We start from the raw sequence: 24,577 nt of genomic DNA, 5'->3' as shown, positions 1-24,577 counted from the left end.
CCTCCCCACTGCCCAGAACATTACGCGGCACCACTGACAACGCCCCGGCACCGCCGTGACCAGCGGATTCTCAGCAGTCCTCGGCAGAATCCGGCCCCGAAGCGCTCGGCCGGATCCGGACCTCACCTCAGCCGTGGGCGGACCCCACCTCAGCCGAAGTACACGCCGCCCGCGACGACCACCACGGCGGCCAGCACGAACACCAGCACCCACAGCATCAGTTTCCCGACGCCCGGCCCCGGTTCGTAGCGCGGCGGCTCGGGAGGGGTCACTGCGTCGCCGTCACCACGGCCGCCTGCGGCCTTATCGGCAGCCGGTTCACCGGGCGCCCCGTGGCCGCCCGTACCGCGGAAGCGACCGCGGCCGGGGAGGTGACCACCGGCACCGCGCTGACGGCCTTCGCGCCGAACGGCGCGACCACGTCACGCTCCTCGACGAGCTTGACGATGCGGATGTCGGGGGTGTCGAGGGCGGTCGGCAGCGAGTACCCCGTGAGGTCGGGGTGGCGCACCAGCCCGCGCGCGGTGCGCAGGTTCTCCGTGAGGGCGACACCGATGCCCTGGGTGACACCGGCCTCGATCCGGGAGGCGAGCTGCGCGGGGTTCAGCACCCGCCCGACGTCCTGGGCGAGCGCCATCTCCACGACCCGTACCGAACCCAGCTCGATGTCGACGTCGACGACCGCGCGGACCGCGCAGAAGGCGAGCCCCACGAAGGCGTCGCCCTGGCCGGTGCCGTCGAGCGGTTCGGTGGGGTGCGGGCGGCACTGCGCGGTGGCCCACAGCTCCTTGCCGTCCATCGCCTCCGTGACGGTCGTCGACAGCACACCGTCGTACGAGGTGATCTTGCCGTCGGTGATCTGGAGGAGCTCGGTGGACATACCGAACTTGTGGGCCAGGGGCTGCAGAAGCTGCGTACGGACCATCTTGGCGGCCCGTTCGACCGCGCCGCCGGACACCCAGGTGTGGCGGCCGCGGCAGCTGGGCCCCGCGGGGGGCTGATCGGTGTCCACGGAGGCGACGTGCACCTCTTCGATGCCGAGCGTCTCCTGGACGATCTGCCGGGCCAGCGTGGTGAAGCCCTGGCCGGTCTCCACGGCCGCGCAGAGCACGGTGGCGATGCCGTCGTGGACCTTCACGGTGGCGGTCGAGACCTCGTCCGCGCCCTCGGCGCCGAGCATGTGGACCATGCCCAGGGCGTAGCCGACGCCACGCCGTACGGCACCGGGTTCGCCGGCGCCCTCGGGTCCGCCGGGCAGCAGCCACTCGTCCTCGGGCGTGTCCTTCGGGAGGGCGGGCAGCGGGAAGTCCTGCACGGCCTGCAGCAGTTCGGCCACCGGGGCGGGACACGTCACGGTCTGGCCGGTGGGGAGCACGTCCCCCGTGGCCATGGCGTTGCTCAGGCGCAGTTCGGCCGGGTCGACGCCCAGCTTCTTCGCCAGCTTGTCCATCTGGGCCTCGTAGGCGGCGCACACCTGCATGGCGCCCTCGCCGCGTACGTGCCCGGAGGGCGGGTTGTTGGTGCGGACGGCCCAGCCCTCGATGAAGGCGTTCGGCACGACGTACGGGCCGCAGGCGAAGGAGACGGCGGCGGCGAGGGCCTCGGACGACGTGTCGGCGTACGCGCCCGCGTCGAGCAGGATCTGCGCCTCGACCTTGACCAGCTTGCCCTCGGCGTCGGCGTGGTGCCGGTAGCGCAGGAGCGTCGGGTGCCGGTGGGCGTGGCCCAGGAAGGACTCTTCGCGCGTCGCGGTGAGTTTGACCGGACATCCGGTCTTCATGGCGAGCAGTCCGAGGGCGAGCTGGAAGCTCTGGTCCTCGCGGTCGGCGGTGGCACCGGGCACTCCGGTGACGACGACCTTCACGCGCTCCGGTTCCAGGCCGTAGCAGGCGGCGGCCGTGTCGCGGTCGGCGTGCGGGTCGGTGGACGCCACGTAGAGCTCGACCCCGCCGTCGGGGCGGGGCACGGCGAGGCCGGCCTCCGCGCCGATCGGGGCCGGGTCCTGGCGGCCGATGCGGTAGAGGCCCTCGACGACGATCTCGCCGGCCGCGTCCGGGTCGCCGTGGCGCAGCGGGATGTGGCGGATCAGGTTGCCGTCGGGGTGCAGGGGTTCGGCCTCGAAGGCCTGCTCCGGGTCTGTCACCGGGTCGAGTGCCTCGTACTCGACGATGACGGCGGCCGCGGCCATGCGGGCGGTGTCGGGGTGGTCGGCGGCGACGGCCGCGATGGGCTCCCCGTGGTGGCGTACGACCTCGGAGGCGAACACCGGACGGTCGGCTCTGCCGCGGCCGTGCAGCGCGGTGCCGGGCACGTCCTCGTGGGTGATGACGGCCCGTACGCCGGGCATCTCGCGCGCGTGGGTGGTGTCGATGGACAGGATGCGCGCGTGCGGGTGCGGCGATCTGAGGACGGCGGCCCACAGGAGGCCCTCGGCCCACAGGTCGGCCGCGTACGGGAAGGTGCCCTCCGTCTTGGCGCGTGCTTCCGCGGTCGGCAGGGACACGCCGAGGCCGTGGGGCAGCGGCTCCGGGGCGGTGCCGGGCTCCGCGGCGGTCGCGGTGGCGGTGTCGTTGCTCACGCCTGGCCTCCGTCCTGGCCGTAGGGCCGCTCATGCGGCTGTGGGGACTCGAACGCGGACGGGTTGACGCCGCCGGCGCCGGGGCCCGCCTGGTGCGGGATACGGGCATCCGCAGAGGACACAGAGTCCGCGGCGTCCGCGCTGTCCGCGGACGCGTGGGCCTCGCGCTCGGCGACGACCTCGCGCACGGCGTTCAGGACGCCCCGGTAGCCGGAGCAGCGGCACAGGTTGCCGCACAGGGCCTGGCGCGTCTCCAGCTCGGTCGGCGCCGGGTTGCCCTCCAGGAGGTCGTGCACGGTCATCGCCATGCCCGGGACGCAGAATCCGCACTGCACGGCACCGCACTTGGCGAGCGCCCGCTGGACGTCGGAGGGCTGCCCGTCGGCGGCGAGCCCCTCGACGGTGCGGACCTCGCTGCCTGCGGCGGTCACGGCGGGCACCAGGCAGGACGCCACGAGCCGGCCGTCCACCTGCACGTTGCAGGCCCCGCACTCGCCCTGCGAGCAGCCGTCCTTGGCGCCCGCGAGACCGAGCCGCTCGCGCAGTACGTAGAGCAGCGATTCGCCGATCCAGGCGTCCGTCACGGGCCGTTCGACGCCGTTCACCCGCAGGACGTACGAGGCCAGGGGGTGGTCGTTGTGCGCGGGCGTACCCGGTGAGTCGTCGGCCGCGGGCTCCTCGGCGGCGTCGGCCGGTGACTCGGTGCGCTCCTCCGGAGAGTGCGCTTCACGCTCGTCGGCCCGTTCCGGGGGGCCGTGACCGGCCGGTGCCTCACCCGGCTCCTCGCGCATCGTGCCTTCGCGCATCGATTCTTCGCGGTCCACGGAGACCGCGATCTCGTCGGCGTGCTCTCCGGAGACGTCGATGATCTCGGCCGCTTCGATCTCCGCGGCGCTGGGCCCGACGGGGCCGTGTTCGGCGTGGGCCGCCGCGGCCTCCTCGGCGGGCGACTGCTGTTCGGGACCCGGCTGCTGGGCCCAGGGCTCGTTGGCCCAGGGCGCCGCCGCTCCGCCAGGCAGGGTGGCCGGAGGGGTCCCGCCCCACTGCTCGACCAGGGCCGAGGTCGTGAACTCGCCGGACTCGTCGGGCAGATCACCGTCGGCGACGGGAATGGACCACTGTCCGGTCACGTCCTGGCCGGGCGCGCCCTGGTCCCCGTGACCGCTCTGGCCGCCCTGTGAGGGCTCGTCGAAGGTCCACTGGCCGGTTGCCCCCGGGTTGTACGCGAAAGCGTCCTGGGCGGGCTGCCGGTGCTCCTCGGGCAGGGCGTTGGGGTCGGGCCACTGCACGGCCTGCGGCTGCCCGCCCTCGGGCTGCGGGGCCCAGGAGCCGGGCGCGGCCGGGTCGCTCCCGTCTTCCGTGCCGGGCGAGGGCGTTATCGGCGGCGGTACGTAGCCGTGGCCGGGCGCGGCGAGCGGCGAGTCCGCCAGGAGGGCGTCGATGCCCCCTTCGGGGAGCTTGACGAAGGCGGTGGCGCCGTCGTCGTAGTCGCCCTGGGGCAGCGGATCCCAGCGGCTGCCCGACTGGGGGCCGCTCTCTCCGTGCTGGTCGTCGGTCACGAAAGTGCCCTCCCCAGTGCTCGTCGGGCCAGCGCGGCGACGGTGCGCCGCAGGTGCAGTACGGCGGGTGGCAGTTGCTGGGCGGAGCCGTCCTCGGCGGGTGCGGGGTCCGGGATGCAGGCCGCGGCGACGTACTCCCCGAAGGCGTTCAGCGCCTCGGGCACGATCGCGCGGTTGTTGTCCCAGTCGATCAGCGAGGCGACCCACTGCTCGGCGTCCAGGGGCCGCAGCGGCATCGGCGCTATGGCACCCACGGCACACCGCACTCCGCGCCTGGCGGGGTCGAGGACGAGCGCGACGGACGCGATGGCGCGCCCGGGCCCGGTCCGTCCGGTCGCCTTCAGGAAGACCTGCGGGGCGTGCAGCAGCGGCACGCGCACGTACCCGATGAGTTCGCCGCCGCGGAGCATCTCCATGCCCGCGAGCAGGTGGGAGACGGGGATCTCACGGCGGGCGCCGCCGGGGCCCGCGATGATGAGCGTCGCCTCCAGTGCGGCGAGCACGGGAAGCGCGTCCCCCGTGGGGGACGCCGAGGCGATGTTGCCGCCGAGGGTGCCCGCGTTGCGGATCTGCGGCGGTCCAGCGGCTCTCGCGGCGGCCGCGAGGGCGGGGATGAGGGCGGCGAAGTCGGGGCGTCCCATGCGGGCGTGGGTGAGGCCCGCGCCGAGGAGCGCGTGGCCGTCCTGGTACTGCCAGCCGCGGATCTCGCTGATCCGGCCGAGGCCGACGAGCGCGGCGGGCCGCAGTTGCCCGGAGTTGACGGAGGCCATGAGGTCGGTGCCGCCGGCCACGGGAACGGCCGCGGGCATGGCTGCGAGAGCCGCCACGGCCTCGTCCAGCGAGGCGGGCAGCGTCACGGCCTGCGCCGCCTGCGGTGCGTGCGTGGTCAAACCGGCTGCCCCTTCCCGCTGCCCCACCTGGTCCCACCTGTGTTGCCGTACGGTACGTGCTGACAGGGCGGACGTGGCAACTCTGGCACATCTTCCCCGCCCCTCGACGCGGGGGTCCGCTAGGAGGCATTCCTACCGCCACCAGCGGATCGTCCGTTTTCGCACCACATCGCCCGTCAGCGCGAATTGGCAGCCTTCGGCGCCTCTTGGGGGCCTTTCTCCTTGGGGGCCACCGTCCCAGGGCAACCGCTTCGGACGACACCCCCTGGGAGGCACCTCACACGTTCGGGGGCGCTCCCTCGATCGGGCGTCCGAGCACTCCGGGACGCTGCTGCCACGGCAACGGCCCGGCGGGGGGCCGGTAGGAGACTCCGAGGGCGTCAAGTCGCCCGTAGTGGGCGGTCATCCGCCGCTCGAAGTCGGCGAAGTCGCGCTCCGCGGGGTCGGGCAGTGCGCTCCAGGCGACCTCGGCGAAGGCCGCGAGCCGGGGGAACGCCTGGTAGTCGACGCGTGTGCGGTCCTCCATGACCTCGGTCCACAGGTTGGCCTGGGTGCCCAGGACGTGCCGCGCCTGATCGGAGGTCAACTCCGGTGGAACGGGCTCGAAGCGGTAGACGTCCTCAAGGGTGCGTACGAAGCCGATCGGCACGGGCTCGTCGGGGCCGCCGTGCTGACGGTGGTCCAAGTAGACCTGCTGCTCCGGGCACATGACGACGTCGTGGCCCGCCCGCGCGGCCGTGATGCCGCCCCGGTAGCCGCGCCACGAGGACACTGCGGCGCCGGGGGCGAGGCCGCCCTCCAGGATCTCGTCCCAGCCGATCAGCCGACGCCCTCGCGCGGCCAGCCAGTTGTCGAAGTGCCGGATGAACCACGACTGGAGTTCGTCCACGTCCGCGAGACCGAGGTCCACGATCCGCGCCTTCGCGGTCGGCGACGCCTCCCACTGGTCCTTGGCGCACTCGTCACCGCCGATGTGGACGAACTCCGAGAAGCCGACGGCGTCCGCGGGGAACAGGTCGAGGACCTCCTCGAAGACGCCCTCGTAGAAGCGAAGGACGTTGTCAGCGGGGGCGAGTACGTTTTTCGAGACGCCCCAGGTGTCCCAGACGGAGAGGGAGGTCGTGTCGATGACGTCGGTGTTGCCGAGTTCCGGATATGCGGCGATGGCGGCCTGCGAGTGCCCCGGGATGTCGATCTCGGGGACGACGGCGATATGCCGCTCGGTGGCGTACGCGACGATCTCGCGGATGTCATCCTGGGTGTAGAAGCCGCCGTGCGGCTTGTCCTCCCAGAGGGGCGAGGCGCGATGGCCGAATTTGGTGCGCGCCCGCCACGATCCGGTCTCCGTGAGCTTCGGGTACCGCTTGATCTCGATACGCCAGCCCTGGTCGTCCGTGAGGTGGAAGTGGAAGACGTTGAGCTTGTGAGCCGCCATCAGGTCGAGATAGCGCAGGACACCGTCCTTGGGCATGAAGTGCCGTGAGACGTCGAGCATGAGGCCGCGCCAGGCGAATCGCGGGGCGTCCTGGATCTCGGTCTCCGGCAATGCCCAGCCGGTGCGCCTCAGAGGGGCGCGCCGGAAGGCGTCGGGGCCCAGCAGCTGCCGCAGCGTCTGGGCGCCCCAGAACACCCCGGCCGGGCCGCCGCCGGTGACGAGGGCCCGCCGGTCGCGGACCGTGATCCGGTAGCCCTCGGGCGGCAGTTGCGGGTCGAGGAGCAGTTCGACGGAGTTCTCCGCCGCTTGCCCGGGCGGCCCGGGTTCGCCTTCGCGCAGGGGAAGCCCGGTGGCGGCGACGAGCACCGCGCGCAGCCAGCGTGCCGTGGCGTCGGTCTCCGGCCCCGCCGTGAGGGTCGTCTCCTCGTCGAGCGGGAAAACGCCGTCGCCCGATGCCGACATGGAGAGCGGCCCGGGAATCAGTTCCGAGGTGGTCATGTCTCAGTCCTTCACCGCGCCGCCCAGTCCGGAGACCAGCCGCCGCTGTACGAGTACGAAGAAGATCAGTACCGGAATGGTCATCACCGTGGACGCGGCCATCACACCGCCCCAGTCGGGGTCGTCGGGCTTGTAGAAGACAAGGAGGGCCATCGGCAGTGTGGACTGCGAAGTGTCGCTGATGATGAAGGACTTGGCGAAGAGGAAGTCGTTCCACGCGGAGATGAACGAGAACACGCTGGTGGCGACGAGCCCGGGAAAGACCAGCGGGAAAAGGATCTGCCACAGGAACCGCGTCCGGCTCGCCCCGTCGATGTAGGCGGCCTCCTCCAGCGCCTCCGGGACGGCCTTCACGAAGCCGCGCAGCATCCAGATCGCGAAGGGCAGCGAGAAGGCGATGTGCGGCAGGATCAGCGCGCCCAGCGTGTTGAGCTGCCCGAAGTCCCGCATCTGGAAGAAGAGGGGGATCGTCAGGGCCTCGACGGGCACCATCTGCGCGATCAGGAACATGATGAGCAGGGTGGTGCGGAATCGGAAGCGGAATCGGGTCACGGCCGTCGCCGCGAGAAACGCGATGAGCGCCGAGACGGCGACCACGGTGACCGCCACGATGAGGCTGTTGAGGAAGTACCGGCCGAATTCCTGCTGCCCGAAGACGCGTCGGAAGGAATCGAGTGTCGGGTCCAGCGTCCAGGGCCGCGGCTCGGTCGACTCGATCTCCCCGGCGGGCTTGAAGGCGCTGAGTGCCATCCAGTAGAGGGGGAATGCCACGACCGCCGCGATCAGCAGTGCGGATGCCTCGGCGGCCAGCCGCCACGGCCGCTGTACGGAACGGCGTGCGAAATCACGTACAAAGCCTTGGGTTTTCACGGGACTTGCGGAACTCACAGCTCCTCCCCCTGCCTTCTGATCAGCCTCAGATATACGAGCGTGACGGCGAGCAGAATCAGCAGCATCACCACTCCGATCGCTGAGCCGAGGCTGTACTGGGAGGACGCGAAGGCCTTCTGGTAGGCGTACACGTTCAGTACGAGGTTCTGGCCGGCGATGCCGCCGCCGCCCGTCATGACGTAGATCTGCGTGAAGACCTTGAAGTCCCAGATGACCGACTGGATGGTGACGACCACGAGGATCGGCCGGAGCATCGGGGCGAGCACCGAGCGCCAGATCCGCCACTGGGAGGCGCCGTCCAGGGACGCGGCCTCCAGGACCTCGGCCGGTACGGCGCGGATGCCGGCGTACACCGTGACCATCACGAACGGGAAGGAGCACCAGACCACTTCGAGCAGGACGAGGGCGAAGGCGCTGTAACGGCCGTACGTCCAGGAGTGGTCGCCGAGCCCGAGGATCCGGTTGACGGGACCGAAGTCGGGGTCGAAGAGGAGCAGCCACACCGTCGACCCGGTCACCGCGGGGGTCGCCCAGGCGCCGAGCGCGGCCAGCATCAGCGCGAGCCGCGGCACGGCACGGACACGTGTCAGGAGGACGGCGAGCGCACAGCCCACCCCCAGCGTCGACACCACACACGCGCCGGCGAACAGCACGGTGGCCAACAGGACCTGCCAGAACTGCGCGTCCCCGAAGAGGGTCGCGTAGTTGCCGAAGCCCTGGAAGGTGGCCGGCTCCCCGCCGCTGACCTGTGCCTGCGTGTACTCCAGGAACGAGATCAGCCCGAGCTGGTAGACGGGGTAGACGAGCAGCCCGCCGATGACGACGAGCGCGGGGGCGAGGTAGAGCCAGGGCGTCCATCCGCCCCGCGCGAGCGGGGACTTGCGGCCCCCGCCGCCACGGCGGCCCGGGCGGGCCGCCGTGCGGACGGGTGCGGGCGACGCACCCTTGGCCGGACCGGACCCCGCGCCCCGACGGGCCGCGGGCAGGGCCGTGGCCCCGGGCCGCGCCCTGTCCGGCCCGCCCTCGCGCGAGGGCGGTTCCGCGGACGGGCCCGGCGGCGGGGCGGAGCCCGGCAGCGGACGGTTCGTCATCCGGCTCACCCCGCGGAGCTGAACGCGTCGTTCATCTTCTTCGCCGCGTCCTTCGAGGCCGCGTCCACGCTCTTACGCCCGCTGACGACCTCCTGGAACATCGTCGGCAGTACGAGGGACGCGTCGATCTGGGACCAGGCCGGCGAGGCCGGGACGAACTTGGCGCCCGCGCCGAGGGTCTTCACGAAGGGCCCGACGAACGGCTCGCGCTTCGCGACGTCCTGGCGTACGTCCGTGAACGTCGGCAGGAAGCCCATCCCGTCGAAGAGTTCGCCCTGCGTCTTCTTCGAGGCGAGCTGCTCCATCAGGTCGACGGCGAGCGTGCGGTGCGAAGTGCTGTTCAGTACACCGAGGTTGTTGCCGCCCGCGAACGCGGGAGCGATCTCACCGGACTTCACGCCGGGCAGCGGCACGACCGCGTACTTGCCCTTGACCTTCCCGGCCTCGATCGCCGCGTGACTGAAGTCGCCGCCGATCGCCATGCCCGCCTTCCCGGAGGCGAAGGCCGTCACAGTGTCGTTGCCGCCCATGCCCGCGCACTTGGCGGCCGGACAGTTGTCGTCACCGAACAGAGAGGTGTACGCCTTGATGCCCTTCTGGGACGCCGCGCTGTCGATCGTCGAGGCATACGAGCCGCCCTTGCCCTCGGCTATCTCGCCGCCGTTGGACCAGATGAACGGCATCGCGCCGTACGTGTAGGCGCCGCCGACCGCGAGCCCCGTACAGCTCCGGCTTCGCCTGCCGGATCGCCTTGGCGGTGCTGATCAACTCGGCCTGCGTCTTGGGTACTTCGAGGTCCAGCTCCTCGAACACGTCCGTGCGGTAGTAGAGGGCGCGGACGCCGACGAAGTACGGGACTCCGTAGACCTTGCCGTCGACCGTGACGGACTGCTTGGCGGTCGGGTCGGTGTCCTTGGACTCGCTCCAGTCCGTGAACTCCTTGGTGACGTCGGCGAGTCCGCCGTCCTTGACGTAACCGGCCGTGTCGGTGTTCCCGTACTCGATGAGGTCGGGCGCGCTCTTGGGGTCGTTGAAGGCGGCCTTGATCTTCTCGGCGCGGGTCTCGACGGGGATGTACTGGACGTCGACCTTCGTGCCCTTGTGGGCCTTCTCGAAGGCGGCGACGACACCGTCGACCACCTTCTCCTTCGGCGCGGTGTCGACCTCCTGGAAGAGCCACACCCGCAGGGTGCCGCTCTTCTCGTCCTTGCCCCCGGAGTTGTCGGAGGACTCGGGGGCGCAGGCGGTGGCCGTGAGCCCGGCGACGACGAGCGCGGCGATCGGGGCGGCCATTCGGGCAGAGAGTTTCGAGAGCTTCACGAGGCGTCCTCCGGGGGAGCGCGTTGCAGCACGTGCAATGGTGGTTTTGCGCTGCACAACACGTCGGAGGCTATGGACTACATGAACATGGCCACAAGAGGTCTCAACCACTCTGTGACCACTCGAAGCACTCCGTGCAACGTGTGGACCGTACACGGACAGTACAAAGGCCCCGGAAGCGCCCAAAGAGCACATCCGGGGCCCACGCTCACGGCAAACCCGTCCACTCGGCGAAGGGTTGGACCACCGACAAGGCATCACTGCGCCCGGCGCCCCGCACCGGGCGGGAAGTCACCGGGGGCGCGCAGGGGGCGCTACTTGTCGCCGCCGCCCTTGCCCTTGCCCTCGTCGCCGCCGGCGCCCATGGACTCGTAGATCTCCTTGCACATGGGGCACACGGGGTACTTCTTCGGGTCACGGCCCGGCACCCACACCTTGCCGCAGAGCGCCACGACGGGCGTGCCGTCCAGCGCGCTCGCCATGATCTTGTCCTTCTGGACGTAGTGGGCGAAGCGCTCGTGGTCCCCGTCGCCGTGCGACGTCTGCGGCGTCGGCTCTACGAGGGTCCCCGTCCCAGTGCCTCGCTGGGGCTGGGTCTCAGGCTCAAGAGTGCTCATAGACGCAAGAGTACTGAAGCCAAGGAGCATCAGTTGAGCGAAGGGTCGTCCGGGTACGTGGCCACCATCGCCAGCTCGTTGCGCTGGCGGCGCAGCACCTCTCGCCACAACCGTTCCGGAGAGGGCGAGGAGACGTCTCCGGGCTCCGACTCCACCACGTACCAGGCGCCCTCGACGAGCTCGTCCTCCAGCTGTCCGGGGCCCCAGCCCGCGTATCCCGCGAAGATCCGGAGCGAACCGAGGGCCGAGGCGAGCAGTTCCGGCGGGGCCTCCAGGTCCACGAGCCCGATCGCCCCGTGCACCCGCCGCCAGCCCAGCGGAGCACGCTCCCCCGACGCGCCCCCCGGTATCACCGCCACACCGAGCGCGGAGTCGAGCGAGACCGGGCCGCCCTGGAAGACCACGCCGGGCTCGCCCGCGAGATCCGCCCAGCCCGAGAGGATGTCGCTCACATCCACTGGTGTGGGGCGGTTGAGGACGACACCCAGGGAGCCCTCCTCGTCGTGGTCGAGGAGCAGCACCACCGCGCGGTCGAAGTTGGGGTCCGCCAGGGCGGGCGTGGCCACGAGCAGCCGCCCTGTGAGCGAGGACACCTCGGTCATGCGAGACATGATCCCGCATCTTCCCCGTGCGGGGGGAGGCAATACCCGTACCCGGGTGAATGCAGCTCAGGGCGTACAGATGCAGGTGGAGCGCACGCCCCTGCCGGTGACCCCGTGTGTCCGTTTAGGAGCGGTTCGTGTTGTGGCAAAGCTATGACGTCCCTGGGGCGCCCTTGGGCTTACTGAAGGGGGGTAGGCGGCCATTACGCTTGCTTCTTCGCCCCTGCCCAACCAACCGGAACGCGAGATACATGACCGTCAACGGCTCAGACGACGTACTCCTTGTCCACGGCGGAACCCCGCTGGAGGGCGAGATCCGTGTCCGCGGTGCGAAGAACCTCGTACCGAAGGCCATGGTCGCCGCGCTGCTCGGTAGTGCTCCGAGCCGACTGCGCAACGTCCCCGACATCCGTGACGTGCGGGTCGTACGCGGGCTGCTGCAGCTGCACGGTGTGACGGTCCGTCCGGGCGAGGAGCCGGGCGAGCTCGTCATGGACCCGTCGCACGTGGAGAGCGCGAACGTCGCGGACATCGACGCGCACGCGGGCTCGTCGCGTATCCCGATCCTCCTCTGCGGTCCCCTCCTGCACCGCCTCGGGCACGCGTTCATCCCTGGCCTGGGGGGCTGCGACATCGGCGGCCGGCCGATCGACTTCCACTTCGAGGTGCTGCGCCAGTTCGGCGCGACGATCGAGAAGCGCGCGGACGGCCAGTACCTGGAGGCTCCGCAGCGACTGCGCGGCACGAAGATCACGCTGCCGTACCCGTCCGTGGGCGCGACCGAGCAGGTGCTGCTGACGGCCGTCCTCGCGGAGGGCGTGACGGAGCTGTCGAACGCGGCCGTGGAGCCGGAGATCGAGGACCTGATCTGCGTTCTGCAGAAAATGGGCGCGATCATCGCGATGGACACCGACCGCACCATCCGTGTCACGGGTGTCGACAAGCTCGGCGGCTACACCCACGCGGCCCTTCCAGACCGCCTGGAGGCCGCCTCGTGGGCTTCCGCGGCCCTGGCGACCGAAGGCAACATCTACGTCCGCGGCGCCCAGCAGCGCTCGATGATGACATTCCTGAACACCTACCGGAAGGTGGGCGGCGCCTTCGAGATCGACGACGAGGGCATCCGCTTCTGGCACCCCGGCGGCCAGCTGAAGTCCATCGCGCTGGAGACGGACGTCCACCCGGGCTTCCAGACGGACTGGCAGCAGCCGCTCGTCGTCGCCCTCACGCAGGCGACCGGCCTCTCCATCGTCCACGAGACGGTGTACGAGTCCCGTCTCGGCTTCACCTCCGCGCTCAACCAGATGGGCGCACACATCCAGCTCTACCGCGAGTGCCTCGGCGGCTCCCACTGCCGCTTCGGCCAGCGCAACTTCCTCCACTCGGCGGTCGTGTCGGGCCCCACGAAGCTCCAGGGCGCCGATCTGGTCATCCCCGACCTCCGCGGCGGCTTCTCGTACCTCATCGCCGCGCTGGCCGCCCAGGGCACGTCCCGCGTCCACGGCATCGACCTGATCAACCGCGGCTACGAGAACTTCATGGAGAAGCTCGTGGAACTGGGCGCGAAGGTGGAACTGCCGGGCAAGGCGCTCGGCTGACAGCCTGTCCTGACACCGGCTCACGGCAGTCCCGCCACCGGCTGGGGGTCCGGGGGTCATCCCCCGGACAGACACAGCATGGAGAAGCTCGTGGAACTGGGCGCGAAGGTGGAACTGCCGGGCAAGGCGCTCGGCTAGCGAGAACCATCCCGGCCGGGCACTGTTCAGCCCGGCCGGCGTTTGAGGCCAGTGGTAAGCGCAACAGCGATGGGGCGGCACCCGGGATCCGGGTGCCGCCCCATCGCACTAGCTACTACTACCTACTGCCTGCTACCTACCGAGAACACCGTCCCGCGAGGTGTAGACGGCAAGGTCACTTGCCCTTGGCGGCTTCCTTGAGCTTGCTGCCGGCGGAGACCTTGACGCTGTAGCCGGCGGGGATCTGGATCGGGTCGCCGGTCTGCGGGTTCCGCGCGGTGCGAGCGGCACGGTGGGTGCGCTCGAAGGTCAGGAAGCCGGGGATGGTGACCTTCTCGTCGCCCTTGGCGACGATCTCACCGACGGTCTCGGCAAAGGCGGCCAGAACGGCGTCGGCGTCCTTGCGGGTCACCTCGGCACGGTCGGCCAGCGCGGCCACCAGCTCACTGCGGTTCATGTTGTTACTCCCGTGTTCTTCTTGCCGTTGAGGCGTGCCACGCGGCGGAGCCGCATATTGGGCACGTCGAAGCCGATGCTGCCAGGTTCCTCGGCGGTCCCCGGACCCGGGTCCGGGGCCGGACCCTCGCGCCCGAAGACGCATCCTGCCCCCACCTGCGGCGGGAAAGCCAATCCGGCACCCCTGGGAGTCACACGAAAAGCGCCACGGCCTCGAATTGGTGACGCTCCGTCGGTTCCCGGCAGCGGACCGCAGGGCCTGAAAGGCCTGGTGGGCCCTCAGGGACTGAGCCATGGCCGCCACCCTAGAGGCGGCCTGACGCCCCACGTCCGGCGACGCGCCGGTACGGGGGCCGGGTGGCAACCGTCACAGTCGCCACCTGGCGGGGAATTTCCCCGCCCCCGCCTCCCCTACCCAGTCCCGCCCATTTCAGGGGCTCCGCCCCCGAACGCCCGCTCCTCGATCGCCGGAGGGGCTGAAATGACGGCGGTACGCCCGCGCCCATCAGGGGCGCGGGGCTGTGTCCATTTGCGGCTCCGCCGCGCGGGCGCGAGCAGCCACAACGCACCCGCACCCGCATCTCACCCCAGCCCGTCCGGCGTTTGAGGACAAGGCCGCAGGCCGAGCGGGGGCCGGAGCGGCAGGCCCCAGGAGGGTCGGGCCGGCGCTCAGGCCGTCGCGCCCGCCGCCTTCGCCGCGGTGCGGACCGCGCCCGCGACGGCGCCCGCGACCTTGTCGTTGAAGACGCTGGGGATGATGTAGTTCGGGTTGAGCTCGTCCTCGGTCACCACGTCCGCCAGAGCGGTTGCGGCAGCAAGCATCATCTCCGTGTTGACCGTGCGGGACTGCGCGTCCAGCAGACCGCGGAAGACACCCGGGAAGACCAGCACGTTGTTGATCTGGTTCGGGAAGTCGGAGCGGCCGGTGGCCACGACGGCCGCGGTCTGACGGGCGATCGCCGGGTCGACCTCGGGGTCAGGGTTCGCGAGCGCGAACACGATGGCACCCTCGGCCATGGCGGCCACGTCGTCGCCGTCCAGCACGTTCGGGGCCGAGACGCCGATGAACACGTCCGAGCCGCGCACGGCCTCCTTGAGCGTCCCCGTGACCCCTTCGGGGTTGGTGTTGTCGGCGATCCACCGCAGCGGCGAGTCGGCGGCGGCCTTCACCAGGTCCTCACGGCCCGCGTGCACCACGCCGTGGATGTCGGCGACGACGGCGTGCTTGACGCCGGCGGCCAGCAGCAGCTTCAGAATGGCCGTACCGGCCGCGCCCGCGCCGGACATGACGACCCGGATGTCACCGATCGCCTTGCCGGCCACGCGCAGCGCGTTCGTCAGGGCCGCGAGCACGACGATCGCCGTGCCGTGCTGGTCGTCGTGGAAGACGGGGATGTCGAGGGCCTCACGCAGACGGGCCTCGATCTCGAAGCAGCGCGGGGCCGAGATGTCCTCGAGGTTGATGCCGGCGAAGCCCGGGGCGATCGCCTTGACGATCGCGACGATCTCGTCCGTGTCCTGGGTGTCCAGGCACAGCGGCCAGGCGTCGATGTCGGCGAAGCGCTTGAAGAGGGCCGCCTTGCCCTCCATGACCGGCATGGCGGCCATCGGGCCGATGTTGCCCAGGCCCAGCACCGCCGAGCCGTCCGTCACGACCGCGACGGTGTTGCGCTTGATGGTCAGACGGCGGGCGTCCTCGGGGTTCTCGGCGATCGCCATGCACACGCGGGCCACGCCCGGGGTGTAGATCATCGAGAGGTCGTCACGGTTGCGGATCGGATGCTTGGACTGCATCTCGATCTTGCCGCCGAGGTGCATCAGGAACGTACGGTCGGACACCTTGCCGAGCGTCACGTCCTCGATGCCGCGCAACTGCTCGACGATCTCGTCGGCGTGGGCGGTGGACGTCGCCGCGATGGTGACGTCGATCCGGAGCTTCTCGTGGCCGGAGGCCGTCACGTCGAGGCCCGTCACCGAGCCTCCGTGGGACTCCACGGCGGTGGTGATCTGGGAGACCGCGGTTCCGCTCGCGGGCACCTCCAACCGGACCGTAATCGAGTAGGAGACGCTGGGCGCCGTTGCCATGGCCGACTTCCTCTGCTTTCACCGGGTACTGCGAGCGCTACTGGTTCGCGGGTTTGCCGTCCGATCGTCGCACCTACCGCGGAGTACGTGGTAGCCGCCCTGGATTGCGAACGTTTTGTTCTCAACCAAGGAGAGGCCCCTGTCACTGGGTGACAGGGGCCTCTCTCCCGCTCACAACACGTCGAACGGAACTCGTTCAATGACACCGACCCGCCATGCTCGCCTCGCGGCAAGTGGTCGCTCGTAGCGACGAAGGTTGGGCCCGGGGGCTTGGATCGGGCCGGTGCCACACCAACCGTAACAAACGATCCCCGTAAGGCAATTCCCGTACCGGAGGTTCACGGAGAAGGTTCTTCGCGCTCGGTCCGGTCCGGCCCGCGGACCGGGCCCCGGTCAGTCCCGCAGCAGGTCCGGCACCCCGTCCGCGTCCGGTTCGTCGCGGTCGGCCGAGACGACGGTGAGCTGCTGGGTGGCCCGGGTCAGCGCCACGTACAGCACGCGCAGTCCGGCCGGCGACTCGTCGGCGATCTCCGCCGGGGAGACGACCACCGTGGCGTCGTACTCCAGTCCCTTCGCCTCCAGGCTGCCGAGCGCCACCACGCGGTCGCCGAGCCCGGCGAGCCAGCGCGCGGCCTCGGCGCGGCGGTTCATGGCGACGACGACACCGACCGTGCCGTCGACCTGGTCGAGCAGCCGCGCGGCCTCCTCCCGCACGGTCTTGGCCAGGGAGTCCCGTACGGCGGTGAAGCGCGGCCGTACGCCTGTGGAGCGCACCGCGGACGGGGAGGTGGAGCCGGGCATGGCCAGGGCCAGGACCTTGGCGGCGAGCTCGGCGATCTCGGCCGGGTTGCGGTAGTTCACGGTGAGCTCGAAACGGCGGCGCGGGCGCGTGCCGAGGGCCTCGTCACGGGCCTCGGCGGCCTCGTCCGGGTCCGACCACGAGGACTGGGCGGGGTCGCCGACCACCGTCCACGTGGCGTGCCTGCCGCGGCGGCCGATCATGCGCCACTGCATGGGCGTGAGGTCCTGCGCCTCGTCGACGATGACGTGCGCGTACTCCGTGCGCTCCTGGGCCAGCCGCTCGGCCCGCTCGCGCTGCGTCTCCTCGCGTACGGGCATGAGCTCCTCCAGGCCCGTCAGCTGGTCGAGCGGGTCGAGGTCGCGCTTCCTGCGGGGGCGGGCCGGGGTGCCGAGGATGGCCTGGAGTTCGTCGAGCATGGCCACGTCGTGCACGGAGAGGCCGTCCCGCTTGAGGGAGCGGGCGACCCGCCGGACCTCACCGGGGTTGAGGATCCGCCGCGCCCAGCGTCCGAGCCGTTTCTCGTCGGCCATCGCCTCCAGAACGGCACTCGGTGCCAGTTCGGGCCACCAGACGTCGACGAACTCGATGAAGCTGTCCTCGGAGCTGACGTCCTCGTCGAACGACGAGCGCAGCTCGGCCGCCAGCTCGGCGTCCGTGTGCCGGGTCCCGGCGCCGGACCGCGCCCAGAGGGCGTCGAGCAGCAGCTTGCGGGCGCGCGGGCGCAGCAGGTTCACGGGGGCGGTCCCGGAGAGCGCGTTCTGGCGGATCCGGTCCAGCTCGGGCGCCTCCAGCTCCAGCCGGCGCCCGAAGGCGACGACTCGGAGGCGGTCGGGTGTGGCGGAGGACGCCTGCGGTTCGTCGTCGGAGTCGGCGAAGTCGTCGTCGGGGTCGCCGAACGAGAGCTGGCCGTTCTGACCGTTGTGGCCGTTGTGGCCGGCCTGTCCGTTCCGCCTGCCCCGCGCGGGCGCCCGGCCGGGCTCGCCCGGTGCCTCCAGCGCCCCCCGCGCCGCCTTCCGCAGCACCTTGAGCATCCTGTACGAGCCCTTGGCCCGGGCCACCGCCGGCGAGTCGTACAGCGTGGCCTCGGCGCCGTCGACCAGGGAGCCGACCGCGCGGATGGCGACCTGGCCCTCCTCTCCGAGGGACGGCAGGACACCCTCGGTGTACGCCACCAGCAGGGGCGTCGGCGAGACGATCAGGATGCCGCCCGCGTACCGCCTGCGGTCCTGGTAGAGCAGGTAGGCGGCCCGGTGCAGGGCGACCGCCGTCTTGCCGGTGCCAGGACCGCCCTCCACGTACGTGACGGACGCGGCGGGTGCCCGGATGACCAGGTCCTGCTCGGCCTGGATGGAGGCCACGATGTCCCGCATGGTGTGGCTGCGGGCCTGGCCGAGCGCGGCCATCAGCGCGCCGTCGCCGATCACCGGCAGTTCGCGGCCGGAGAGGGAAGCTTTCAGCTCCGGGCGCATCAGGTCGTCCTCGACCCCGAGGACCCTGCGGCCCTTGGAGCGGATGACCCGGCGGCGTACCACCCGGCCGGGATCGACCGGTGTGGAGCGGTAGAACGGCGCGGCCGCCGGGGCCCGCCAGTCGATGACCAGCGGCGAGTAGTCCGAGTCCAGGACGCCGATACGGCCGATGTGGAGGGTCTCCGCGATCTCGGCGGTGTTGTCGGGCCGTACCGCGCCCTCGGCGGGTTCCACGGCCGTGTACGCGCCGTCCGGGCCCTTCTTGCCGTCCTTGCCGGCGAGGAGGTCGATCCTTCCGAAGAGGAAGTCCTCGAACTCGTTGTTCAGGCGGTTGAGGTGGATCCCCGCCCGGAACACCTGCGCGTCACGCTCCGCGAGTGCTCCGGGTGTACCGACCTGGCCGCGCTGGGCGGCGTCGTTCATCAGGAACTCCGCCTCGTGGATCTTTTCCTCGAGGCGCTGGTACACCCGATCCAGGTGTTCCTGTTCGACGCCGATCTCGCGGTCGCGCACGGAGTCGCCCACCGGATCGAACGCCGTTTCCTGCTGAACCTGAGCGGCCACCGGGCCCCCTTCTGACGTGCATGGCAGCCGTCAACCGTACGCGAAGGGGAGCCCGTCGGGCTACGTTTCCGCTCTTGATCGCCTACACGTCGACCTCGACCAGCTTTTCGCCGCCGAAGGTCATGACCTCGAAGTGGTCGATGTCCTCGGGATTCATGGCGACGCCACCGTGCACGTAGAGCGGGCTCTTGGCCTGCTCGGTCTTGGCGTTCTCGATGCCGTAGCCCCACTTCGGGACCGCCCAGGTGGTCGCCGTCTCCCGCTCGCCGTTCTTGCCGACGGCGATGAGGGAGCACTTCTCCGGCCCCTTGACGTTCTTCAGCTCCAGGACCGAATGGGTGCCCCAGGCCTTGCCCTCCATGCCCACGACGGCGCTGACCTTGGTGGTCGGGTCCGTCGCCTTGACCTTGTCGGTCATGTGCGTGAAGGCTTCCTTGGCCGGGCTGGCGGACTGCAGGGGCTTGGCCTCCTGAGTCGTGTCGCCGCCGGTGGCCGCGATCGCGACGATGGGGCCGCCGATGATCAGCGAGGCCGCGAGCCCGAAGAAGGCACGCCGGCTTCTCTTGGCACGGACGCGACGCTCCACGACCTCGCCGACCAGCCGGTCCGCGAGCTGTGGGCTCGGCCGGGCGGCAAGCGACTCACCTATGGCCGGAGTGCCCTGAGCGGCGGGCAGATCGGCCAGGGCGGCGAGCATCGGCTCCATGCCGGCAAGTTCGTCGAGCTGCTGGCCGCACCACTCGCAGGTCGCGAGGTGCGCCTCGAAGGCGGTGGCTTCGGCGTCGTCGAGGATCCCGAGCGCGTACGCACCGACCGTCTCGTGTACATCGCCCTGCCCTTGCGAACTTTGCATGGGTCCAGGACTACCCGTTCCGTATCCCCCGTATGTGCTCATGCCGTCACCCCCCGCTCCTCCAGTGCGAGCTTCATCGAACGCAGGGCATAGAACACCCGTGAGCGCACCGTGCCGCTGGGTATCCCCAGGGTTTCGGCGGCCTCGTTTACGGTACGCCCCTTGAAGTACGTCTCGACCAGTACCTCCCGGTGGGCGGGGGTCAGGTCGTCGAGCGCGTCAGAGAGTGTCATCAGCCACAACGCCTTGTCGATCTCGTCCTCCGCGGGAATGACCTCCAGCGGCGACGGGTCCACCTCCTGCGGCCGGGCCTGCCGGCTGCGGTGCCCGTCGATGACGATGCGCCGAGCGACCGTCACCAGCCAGGGGCGTACCGAACCGGTAGCTCGGTTGAGCTGCCCGGCGTTCTTCCAGGCACGGATGAGCGTCTCCTGTACGACGTCCTCCGCGCGCTGCCGGTCCCCGGCGACCAGCCGCAGCACATAGGCGAGCAGAGGCCCGGCGTGTTCACGGTAGAGCGCACGCATCAGCTCCTCGTCCGGCTCCGAGGGCTGGGACATACGATGTCGGGCCCTCGGCAATCGTTCATCGGCCACGGCGGAATCCTTGCGCACGCCTACCTCCGGTGTCCGGGGGATCCCCCAGTCGGTCGCTCATCCCGGGATACGGGCGCAGGCGCGGCTGTGTTCAAAGTGACGGGCATTCTTTGTGAGGAGAGTGTGGGGAAGTTGGGGGGTTCTCCTTCACGGAGGAACTCTAAGCCCGTGCGAGGGCTGCTCTGCGCCGGTGCCTGGCAACGCGTTCGCGGTTCCCGCACACCTCACTGGAGCACCACCTGCGACGACGCCCTCTGGACGTATCCAGGTACACGATGGGGCAGTTGTCTCCCTCACACTGCCGGATGCTCGCGCGGGCGGCCGGATCCGTCAGCAGCTCCACTGTGTCACGGGCGATGGCCGCGAGCAGCGCGGCAGGGGCCGGAGGGCCGTCCAGGGCGCGTACGAGCGAGCCGCCGGCGTCCCACACGGCGTGCGCCACGGGCGGTGCGGTGCGGGCGAGTTCGTTCACTCGGGCCAACGCGAGAACGAAGGGACGGGAGTCCCGGGAGGGCTCCGCGCGTACCAACTGGCCTATATGGCTGCGTAGTTCGCGAAATCCGACGAGCCAGGAGGAGTCTACGGGGGCGAGCGAGGTGCCCGCCGGGACGAGTCCGGATCCGCTGATCCAGGCCCGCAACGGCTCCGCCGAGTCGAGCCGTTCCTCGGGGTGGGTGGTCGCCAGGAGATCGAGACAGATCCGTCCGGAGTCGAACCGCAGCTCGTACGGGGCCGTGGCTGTGGCCGTGCCCAGTGCCATGTGCCTGTCACCGCCTTGGGGTTGCCGCCATGCGGGGTCGGTGAGTGGTCGTGAGTGGGGGTACGGGAGAGGGCCGTGCGTGGTCCGTACTCCCTACAGTGCCTTCCCCCGCGCGCGGCGGGAAGCCCCGCGCCGGGCCGTACCCTCCCTCGCGCCGCCCGGCCCTCCCCGGCTGGACGTCCGCTTATGCGGGCGCGCGTCCGAAGCATGTCGTCCGCCGGGACCTGCCGGTTGACTCATAGGCATGGCAACCACCACAGAGAGCAACAAGGGGCGGCGTTCTACCGCCGGGGGTGTACTGGTCGCGGCCACGGTCGTCACGGGTCTGGTCGCCGGACTGTTCTACGCGTACGCGAACAACGTGATGCCGGCGCTGGCCCGTAGCGACGACCGCGTCTACATCGAGGTCATCCAGAACATCAACGACGTCATCCAGAACCCGGTGTTCCTCCTGAGCTTCAACGGCGCGCTGCTGCTGACGGCCTTCTCGGCCTGGCAGTTGCGCGGCTCGCCACGGATCCGGGTGTGGGTGTTCGCGGCACTCGTCGCCTACGCGCTCGCGTTCCTGGTCACCGTCGTCTTCAACATCCCGCTGAACAACGAGATCATGGACGCCGGAAATCCGGCCACGATGACCGATCCGGCCGCGGTGCGCGAGAAGTTCGAGGACCCGTGGGTGGCCTGGAACGTCGTACGCGCCGTACTGCACATCCTCGCGTTCGGCCTGCTGGCACAGGCTCTGGTGCTGTACGGGCGCCACGGCCGGAGCGGCCGTCAGTCGTCGCCGTACTTGGAGTCGGCCACCGGGTCGAGCGCCAGCCGGTAGCCGCGCTTGACGACGGTCTGGATGAGCTTGGGCGCCCCCAGCGCCGTACGCAGCCGGGCCATCGCGGTCTCCACGGCGTGCTCGTCCTTGCCGGCGCCGGGCAGGGCCCGCAGCAGCTCGGCGCGGGCCACCACCCAGCCGGGGCGCCGGGTCAGCGCGCGCAGCAGCGACATTCCGGCGGGCGGCACGGGCCGCAGTGTGTCGTCCACCAGCACGGCGTGCCCCCGGATCTCCACCCGGTGACCGGCGATCGGCAACGTTCGCGCCCGGGACGGCAGTTCCTGACACAGCACCTGCACGAGGGGGCCGAGCCGGAAACGCTCCGGCTGGACCGTGTCGATGCCCCTGGCCTGCAGCGGCAGCGCGGTGACCGGGCCGACGCAGGCGGGCAGCACGTCATGGTTGAGGGCGGCGAGCAGCTCGGGCAGCAGCCCGCGGTCCTCGGCGCGGCCAAGGAGCGAGGCGGCGGCCGGGGCGCTGGTGAAGGTCAGCGCGTCCACACCGCGGGTGACCGTGGCGTCGAGCAGCCGGTCGACGGGCGCGATGTCCTCCGGCGGCATCCACCGGTACACGGGGACGCCGACGACGTCCGCGCCCGCGGCCCGCAGCGACTCGACGAACCCGGGCAGCGGCTCACCGTGCAACTGGACGGCGATCCGGCGCCCTTCGACTCCCTCCTCCAGCAGCCGGTCGAGCACCTCGGCCATGGATTCGGAGGACGGGGACCACTCCTCGGTCAGCCCCTGGGCCCGTATCGAGCCCTTCACCTTCGGTCCGCGGGCGAGCAGCTCGACTCCGCGGAGCGTTTCGAGCAGGTCCTCGCCCAGCCCCCACCCGTCGGCGGCCTCGACCCACCCGCGGAACCCGATCGCGGTGGTCGCGACCACGATGTCCGGGGCCTCGTGGAGCAGTTGCTTGGTCGCCGCGAGCAGCTCGCTGTCGTCGGAGAGGGGCACGATACGCAGGGCGGGCGCGTGCATGACGGCGGCGCCGCGCCGCTGGAGCAGGGCTCCGAGTTCGTCGGCACGGCGGGCGGCGGTCACACCGACGGTGAACCCGGCGAGGGGGCCGTGGTCCGGCCGGCCGGTTCGTGGCCCGCTCGCTTGCCCGGGTCGCTGCTCCGGGCTCTGCTCGGTTCGTCGCTCGGGGCTCTGCTCGGTTCGTCGCTCGGGGCGTTGCTCCGGTCGCTGCTCTTCGTACATGGCTCTCGTCCCGCTCGAGTGGTGTTCGTCCTGCGTCACCCGCTGGGTTGGGGCGTCCCGCGTGGAGCCTCCGTGGTGGGGCGCCCGGTCCCAGGGCCGGCACCTCCTGCTCCGGGGCGTCCGCTGCACGCCCTATTTGCCCGCATCATGGCGGATGACCGAGCCTGTCAATCATGCGTGACAGGCTCGGTTCCGCTTGATGTCATCCGTGTTACGTCACACTTCCGCGTAGCTGAGCTGCGGCTTCGCCTCGGAAGCGGTCACCGCCGGGGACGCGCCGCCCGCCGGGCGGCGAAGGTATACGGCCCAGGTGACCCCGAAGCAGACCGCGTAGAAGGCGAGGAAGCCGACGAAGGCTCCGGTGCCCGACCCCACGCTCAGGAACGACTGCCGGAAGGCGAGATTGATGCCGAGACCGCCGACCGCGCCCACAGCCCCGATGAGCCCCATCGAGGCACCGGACAGCCGCCGCCCGTAGGACGCGGCTTCCTCACCGGTGAGCCCCAGGGCGGTGGCCTTGGCCTGGAAGATGCCGGGGATCATCTTGTACGTGGAGCCGTTGCCGAGCCCGGTGAGCACGAACAGCACGATGAACGCCGTGGTGAACAGGGCCAGCGACTCCTCCATGGAGGCGGCCACGATGACGGCGGTCGCGGCGCCCATGCCGACGAAGTTCCACAGGGTGATCTTCGCGCCGCCGTACTTGTCGGCGAGCCAGCCGCCCACGGGCCGGATCAGCGAGCCGAGCAGCGGGCCGATGAAGGTGACGTAGGCCGACTCCAGCGGCGTACGCCCGAACTGCGTCTGAAGCACGAGCCCGAAGGCGAAGCTGTACCCGATGAACGACCCGAACGTCCCGATGTAGAGGAAGGACATGATCCAGGTGTGCGGGTCCTTCACGGCCTCCTTGGCGGCGCCGGTGTCGTTCTTCACGGACGTGATGTTGTCCATGTACATCGCGCCGAGCACAGCCGCGACGACGATCAGCGGAATGTAGATACCGAGCAGCACGCGCGGCCCGGCACTGGCCCCGATGACGGCGAGCCCGACGAGCTGCACGACGGGCACGCCGATGTTGCCGCCCCCGGCGTTGAGCCCGAGGGCCCACCCCTTCTTCCGCAGCGGGAAGAACGAATTGATGTTGGTCATGGAGGAGGCGAAGTTCCCGCCTCCCACGCCGGCGAGCATGGCGCACACGAGGAAGGTCCCGAAGGACGTCCCCGGCTCCATCACGATGAACGCCGCGATCGTCGGGATGAGCAGCATGCTCGCCGAGACGATGGTCCAGTTCCGGCCACCGAAGCGTGCGACCGCGAAGGTGTACGGCACCCGCACGATGGCGCCGACCAGCGTGGCCATGGAGATGATGAAGAACTTGTCGGCCGGGGTGAGCCCGTACTCGGGCCCCATGAAGAGCACCATCACGGACCACAGGGTCCAGATCGAGAACCCGATGTGCTCGGAAAGAACGGAGAAGAACAGGTTGCGATGGGCGACCTTCTCCCCCGTCTCCTTCCAGAACGTCTCGTCCTCCGGGTCCCACTGCTCGATCCAGCGGCCCCCCTTGCGCGGTGCGATGCTGCTGCTCGGGGCTGTCATCTCACGCCTCCACAATTTCTCCGGCTGGTCCACCCGAAGGTAGGGATGGCGCGTTTCCGGCCTGTGGCGACGAGTGACCTCCGGGGAACGTTGCTCTCACCCCGGGGCGAGGGGCGCGGTGAGGGTTTTTTCGGGGGGTGGGGGGTTT

The 24,577-nt window shown here is 70.5% G+C and carries 19 protein-coding genes and 1 pseudogene; 2 read left to right on the top strand and 18 right to left on the bottom strand.

Annotated elements, in window-relative coordinates; all coding sequences use genetic code 11:
- Nucleotides 1-149: 149 nt before the first annotated feature.
- From QF035_RS32200 to QF035_RS32155, 10 genes and pseudogenes are all read right to left on the bottom strand, one after another.
- A complete protein-coding gene (locus tag QF035_RS32200; RefSeq protein WP_307523929.1) occupies nt 150-272 on the bottom strand; it encodes a hypothetical protein in 123 nt (40 codons plus the stop codon).
- A complete protein-coding gene (locus QF035_RS32195; RefSeq protein WP_307523928.1) occupies nt 269-2,578 on the bottom strand; it encodes a xanthine dehydrogenase family protein molybdopterin-binding subunit in 2,310 nt (769 codons plus the stop codon). The genes QF035_RS32200 and QF035_RS32195 overlap by 4 nt, the downstream gene beginning before the upstream one ends.
- Nucleotides 2,575-4,137 (bottom strand): 2Fe-2S iron-sulfur cluster-binding protein, encoded by a 1,563-nt coding sequence (locus QF035_RS32190; RefSeq protein ID WP_307523927.1) that lies wholly within the window; start codon nt 4,135-4,137, stop codon nt 2,575-2,577. Before QF035_RS32190 ends, QF035_RS32195 begins: the two co-directional genes overlap by 4 nt.
- Complete coding sequence (locus tag QF035_RS32185) at nt 4,134-5,027, bottom strand: FAD binding domain-containing protein (protein ID WP_143632667.1); 894 nt, start codon at nt 5,025-5,027, stop codon at nt 4,134-4,136. The genes QF035_RS32190 and QF035_RS32185 overlap by 4 nt, the downstream gene beginning before the upstream one ends.
- 277 nt (nt 5,028-5,304) lie before the next feature.
- The gene (locus QF035_RS32180) at nt 5,305-6,960 is read right to left on the bottom strand and encodes a beta-N-acetylhexosaminidase (protein ID WP_307523926.1); all 1,656 of its coding nucleotides are present in this window, start codon (nt 6,958-6,960) and stop codon (nt 5,305-5,307) included.
- Nucleotides 6,961-6,963: 3 nt separating this feature from the next.
- Nucleotides 6,964-7,830: a carbohydrate ABC transporter permease gene (locus QF035_RS32175; RefSeq protein WP_269654904.1), complete on the bottom strand. Its 867-nt coding sequence runs from the start codon at nt 7,828-7,830 to the stop codon at nt 6,964-6,966.
- A 14-nt stretch (nt 7,831-7,844) separates the two neighbouring features.
- Nucleotides 7,845-8,942, bottom strand: a complete 1,098-nt coding sequence (locus tag QF035_RS32170) for a carbohydrate ABC transporter permease (protein WP_307523925.1) — start codon at nt 8,940-8,942, stop codon at nt 7,845-7,847.
- 5 nt (nt 8,943-8,947) lie between these two features.
- A pseudogene (locus QF035_RS32165) lies at nt 8,948-10,235 on the bottom strand (extracellular solute-binding protein).
- Between the two features lie 341 nt (nt 10,236-10,576).
- Entirely contained in the window at nt 10,577-10,879 is a 303-nt protein-coding gene (locus tag QF035_RS32160; protein WP_189843460.1) for a DUF3039 domain-containing protein, read from the bottom strand.
- A 29-nt stretch (nt 10,880-10,908) separates the two neighbouring features.
- Complete coding sequence (locus tag QF035_RS32155) at nt 10,909-11,481, bottom strand: YqgE/AlgH family protein (protein WP_143632675.1); 573 nt, start codon at nt 11,479-11,481, stop codon at nt 10,909-10,911.
- Nucleotides 11,482-11,732: 251 nt separating this feature from the next.
- Here QF035_RS32155 and murA point away from each other — a divergent pair, with 251 nt between their 5' ends.
- Complete coding sequence (murA, locus tag QF035_RS32150; RefSeq protein WP_055614624.1) at nt 11,733-13,079, top strand: UDP-N-acetylglucosamine 1-carboxyvinyltransferase; 1,347 nt, start codon at nt 11,733-11,735, stop codon at nt 13,077-13,079.
- 313 nt (nt 13,080-13,392) lie between these two features.
- On the opposite strand, the gene QF035_RS32145 is transcribed toward murA, so the two are convergent.
- The 6 genes from QF035_RS32145 to QF035_RS32120 all read right to left on the bottom strand — a co-directional run bounded on the left by QF035_RS32145 (nt 13,393) and on the right by QF035_RS32120 (nt 20,802).
- Nucleotides 13,393-13,674: an HU family DNA-binding protein gene (locus QF035_RS32145; protein WP_007382399.1), complete on the bottom strand. Its 282-nt coding sequence runs from the start codon at nt 13,672-13,674 to the stop codon at nt 13,393-13,395.
- 668 nt (nt 13,675-14,342) lie between these two features.
- Nucleotides 14,343-15,758 (bottom strand): NAD-dependent malic enzyme, encoded by a 1,416-nt coding sequence (locus QF035_RS32140; protein ID WP_307523924.1) that lies wholly within the window; start codon nt 15,756-15,758, stop codon nt 14,343-14,345.
- Between the two features lie 393 nt (nt 15,759-16,151).
- A complete protein-coding gene (locus tag QF035_RS32135; protein WP_307523923.1) occupies nt 16,152-18,593 on the bottom strand; it encodes a HelD family protein in 2,442 nt (813 codons plus the stop codon).
- 82 nt (nt 18,594-18,675) lie between these two features.
- Nucleotides 18,676-19,446, bottom strand: a complete 771-nt coding sequence (locus QF035_RS32130; RefSeq protein ID WP_307523922.1) for a zf-HC2 domain-containing protein — start codon at nt 19,444-19,446, stop codon at nt 18,676-18,678.
- A gap of 38 nt (nt 19,447-19,484) precedes the next feature.
- Nucleotides 19,485-20,006: a sigma-70 family RNA polymerase sigma factor gene (locus QF035_RS32125; protein WP_010039908.1), complete on the bottom strand. Its 522-nt coding sequence runs from the start codon at nt 20,004-20,006 to the stop codon at nt 19,485-19,487.
- A gap of 196 nt (nt 20,007-20,202) precedes the next feature.
- The gene (locus QF035_RS32120) at nt 20,203-20,802 is read right to left on the bottom strand and encodes a CGNR zinc finger domain-containing protein (RefSeq protein ID WP_307523921.1); all 600 of its coding nucleotides are present in this window, start codon (nt 20,800-20,802) and stop codon (nt 20,203-20,205) included.
- A 244-nt stretch (nt 20,803-21,046) separates the two neighbouring features.
- Between QF035_RS32120 and QF035_RS32115 the strand changes: the two genes are divergently transcribed.
- Nucleotides 21,047-21,628, top strand: coding sequence for an anthrone oxygenase family protein (locus tag QF035_RS32115; RefSeq protein WP_307523920.1), 582 nt, complete (start codon nt 21,047-21,049; stop codon nt 21,626-21,628).
- Here QF035_RS32115 and QF035_RS32110 read toward each other — a convergent pair.
- Both QF035_RS32110 and QF035_RS32105 read right to left on the bottom strand, forming a co-directional pair.
- Nucleotides 21,577-22,830 (bottom strand): uroporphyrinogen-III synthase, encoded by a 1,254-nt coding sequence (locus tag QF035_RS32110; protein ID WP_307523919.1) that lies wholly within the window; start codon nt 22,828-22,830, stop codon nt 21,577-21,579. The two genes, QF035_RS32115 and QF035_RS32110, sit on opposite strands and share 52 nt — an antisense overlap.
- 216 nt (nt 22,831-23,046) lie before the next feature.
- A complete protein-coding gene (locus QF035_RS32105) occupies nt 23,047-24,429 on the bottom strand; it encodes a nitrate/nitrite transporter (RefSeq protein WP_307523918.1) in 1,383 nt (460 codons plus the stop codon).
- Nucleotides 24,430-24,577: the final 148 nt, after the last annotated feature.

This window comes from Streptomyces umbrinus (genome assembly GCF_030817415.1).
Lineage (GTDB): Bacteria > Actinomycetota > Actinomycetes > Streptomycetales > Streptomycetaceae > Streptomyces > Streptomyces umbrinus_A.
The sequence above is the reverse complement of the archived record's forward strand: the minus strand, read 5'-3'. Positions and strand labels throughout refer to the sequence as shown.

Excerpts from the sequence above, each read along its gene's own strand:
- QF035_RS32180 (WP_307523926.1), bottom strand. The coding sequence starts at position 6,960 with ATGACCACCTCGGAACTGATTCCCGGGCCGCTCTCCATGTCGGCATCG.
- QF035_RS32155 (WP_143632675.1), bottom strand. The coding sequence starts at position 11,481 with ATGACCGAGGTGTCCTCGCTCACAGGGCGGCTGCTCGTGGCCACGCCC.
- murA (WP_055614624.1), top strand. The coding sequence starts at position 11,733 with ATGACCGTCAACGGCTCAGACGACGTACTCCTTGTCCACGGCGGAACC.
- QF035_RS32130 (WP_307523922.1), bottom strand. The coding sequence starts at position 19,446 with ATGCAAAGTTCGCAAGGGCAGGGCGATGTACACGAGACGGTCGGTGCG.
- QF035_RS32170 (WP_307523925.1), bottom strand. The coding sequence starts at position 8,942 with ATGACGAACCGTCCGCTGCCGGGCTCCGCCCCGCCGCCGGGCCCGTCC.
- QF035_RS32120 (WP_307523921.1), bottom strand. The coding sequence starts at position 20,802 with ATGGCACTGGGCACGGCCACAGCCACGGCCCCGTACGAGCTGCGGTTC.
- QF035_RS32160 (WP_189843460.1), bottom strand. The coding sequence starts at position 10,879 with ATGAGCACTCTTGAGCCTGAGACCCAGCCCCAGCGAGGCACTGGGACG.
- QF035_RS32145 (WP_007382399.1), bottom strand. The coding sequence starts at position 13,674 with ATGAACCGCAGTGAGCTGGTGGCCGCGCTGGCCGACCGTGCCGAGGTG.
- QF035_RS32110 (WP_307523919.1), bottom strand. The coding sequence starts at position 22,830 with ATGTACGAAGAGCAGCGACCGGAGCAACGCCCCGAGCGACGAACCGAG.
- QF035_RS32115 (WP_307523920.1), top strand. The coding sequence starts at position 21,047 with ATGGCAACCACCACAGAGAGCAACAAGGGGCGGCGTTCTACCGCCGGG.
- QF035_RS32140 (WP_307523924.1), bottom strand. The coding sequence starts at position 15,758 with ATGGCAACGGCGCCCAGCGTCTCCTACTCGATTACGGTCCGGTTGGAG.
- QF035_RS32125 (WP_010039908.1), bottom strand. The coding sequence starts at position 20,006 with ATGTCCCAGCCCTCGGAGCCGGACGAGGAGCTGATGCGTGCGCTCTAC.
- QF035_RS32105 (WP_307523918.1), bottom strand. The coding sequence starts at position 24,429 with ATGACAGCCCCGAGCAGCAGCATCGCACCGCGCAAGGGGGGCCGCTGG.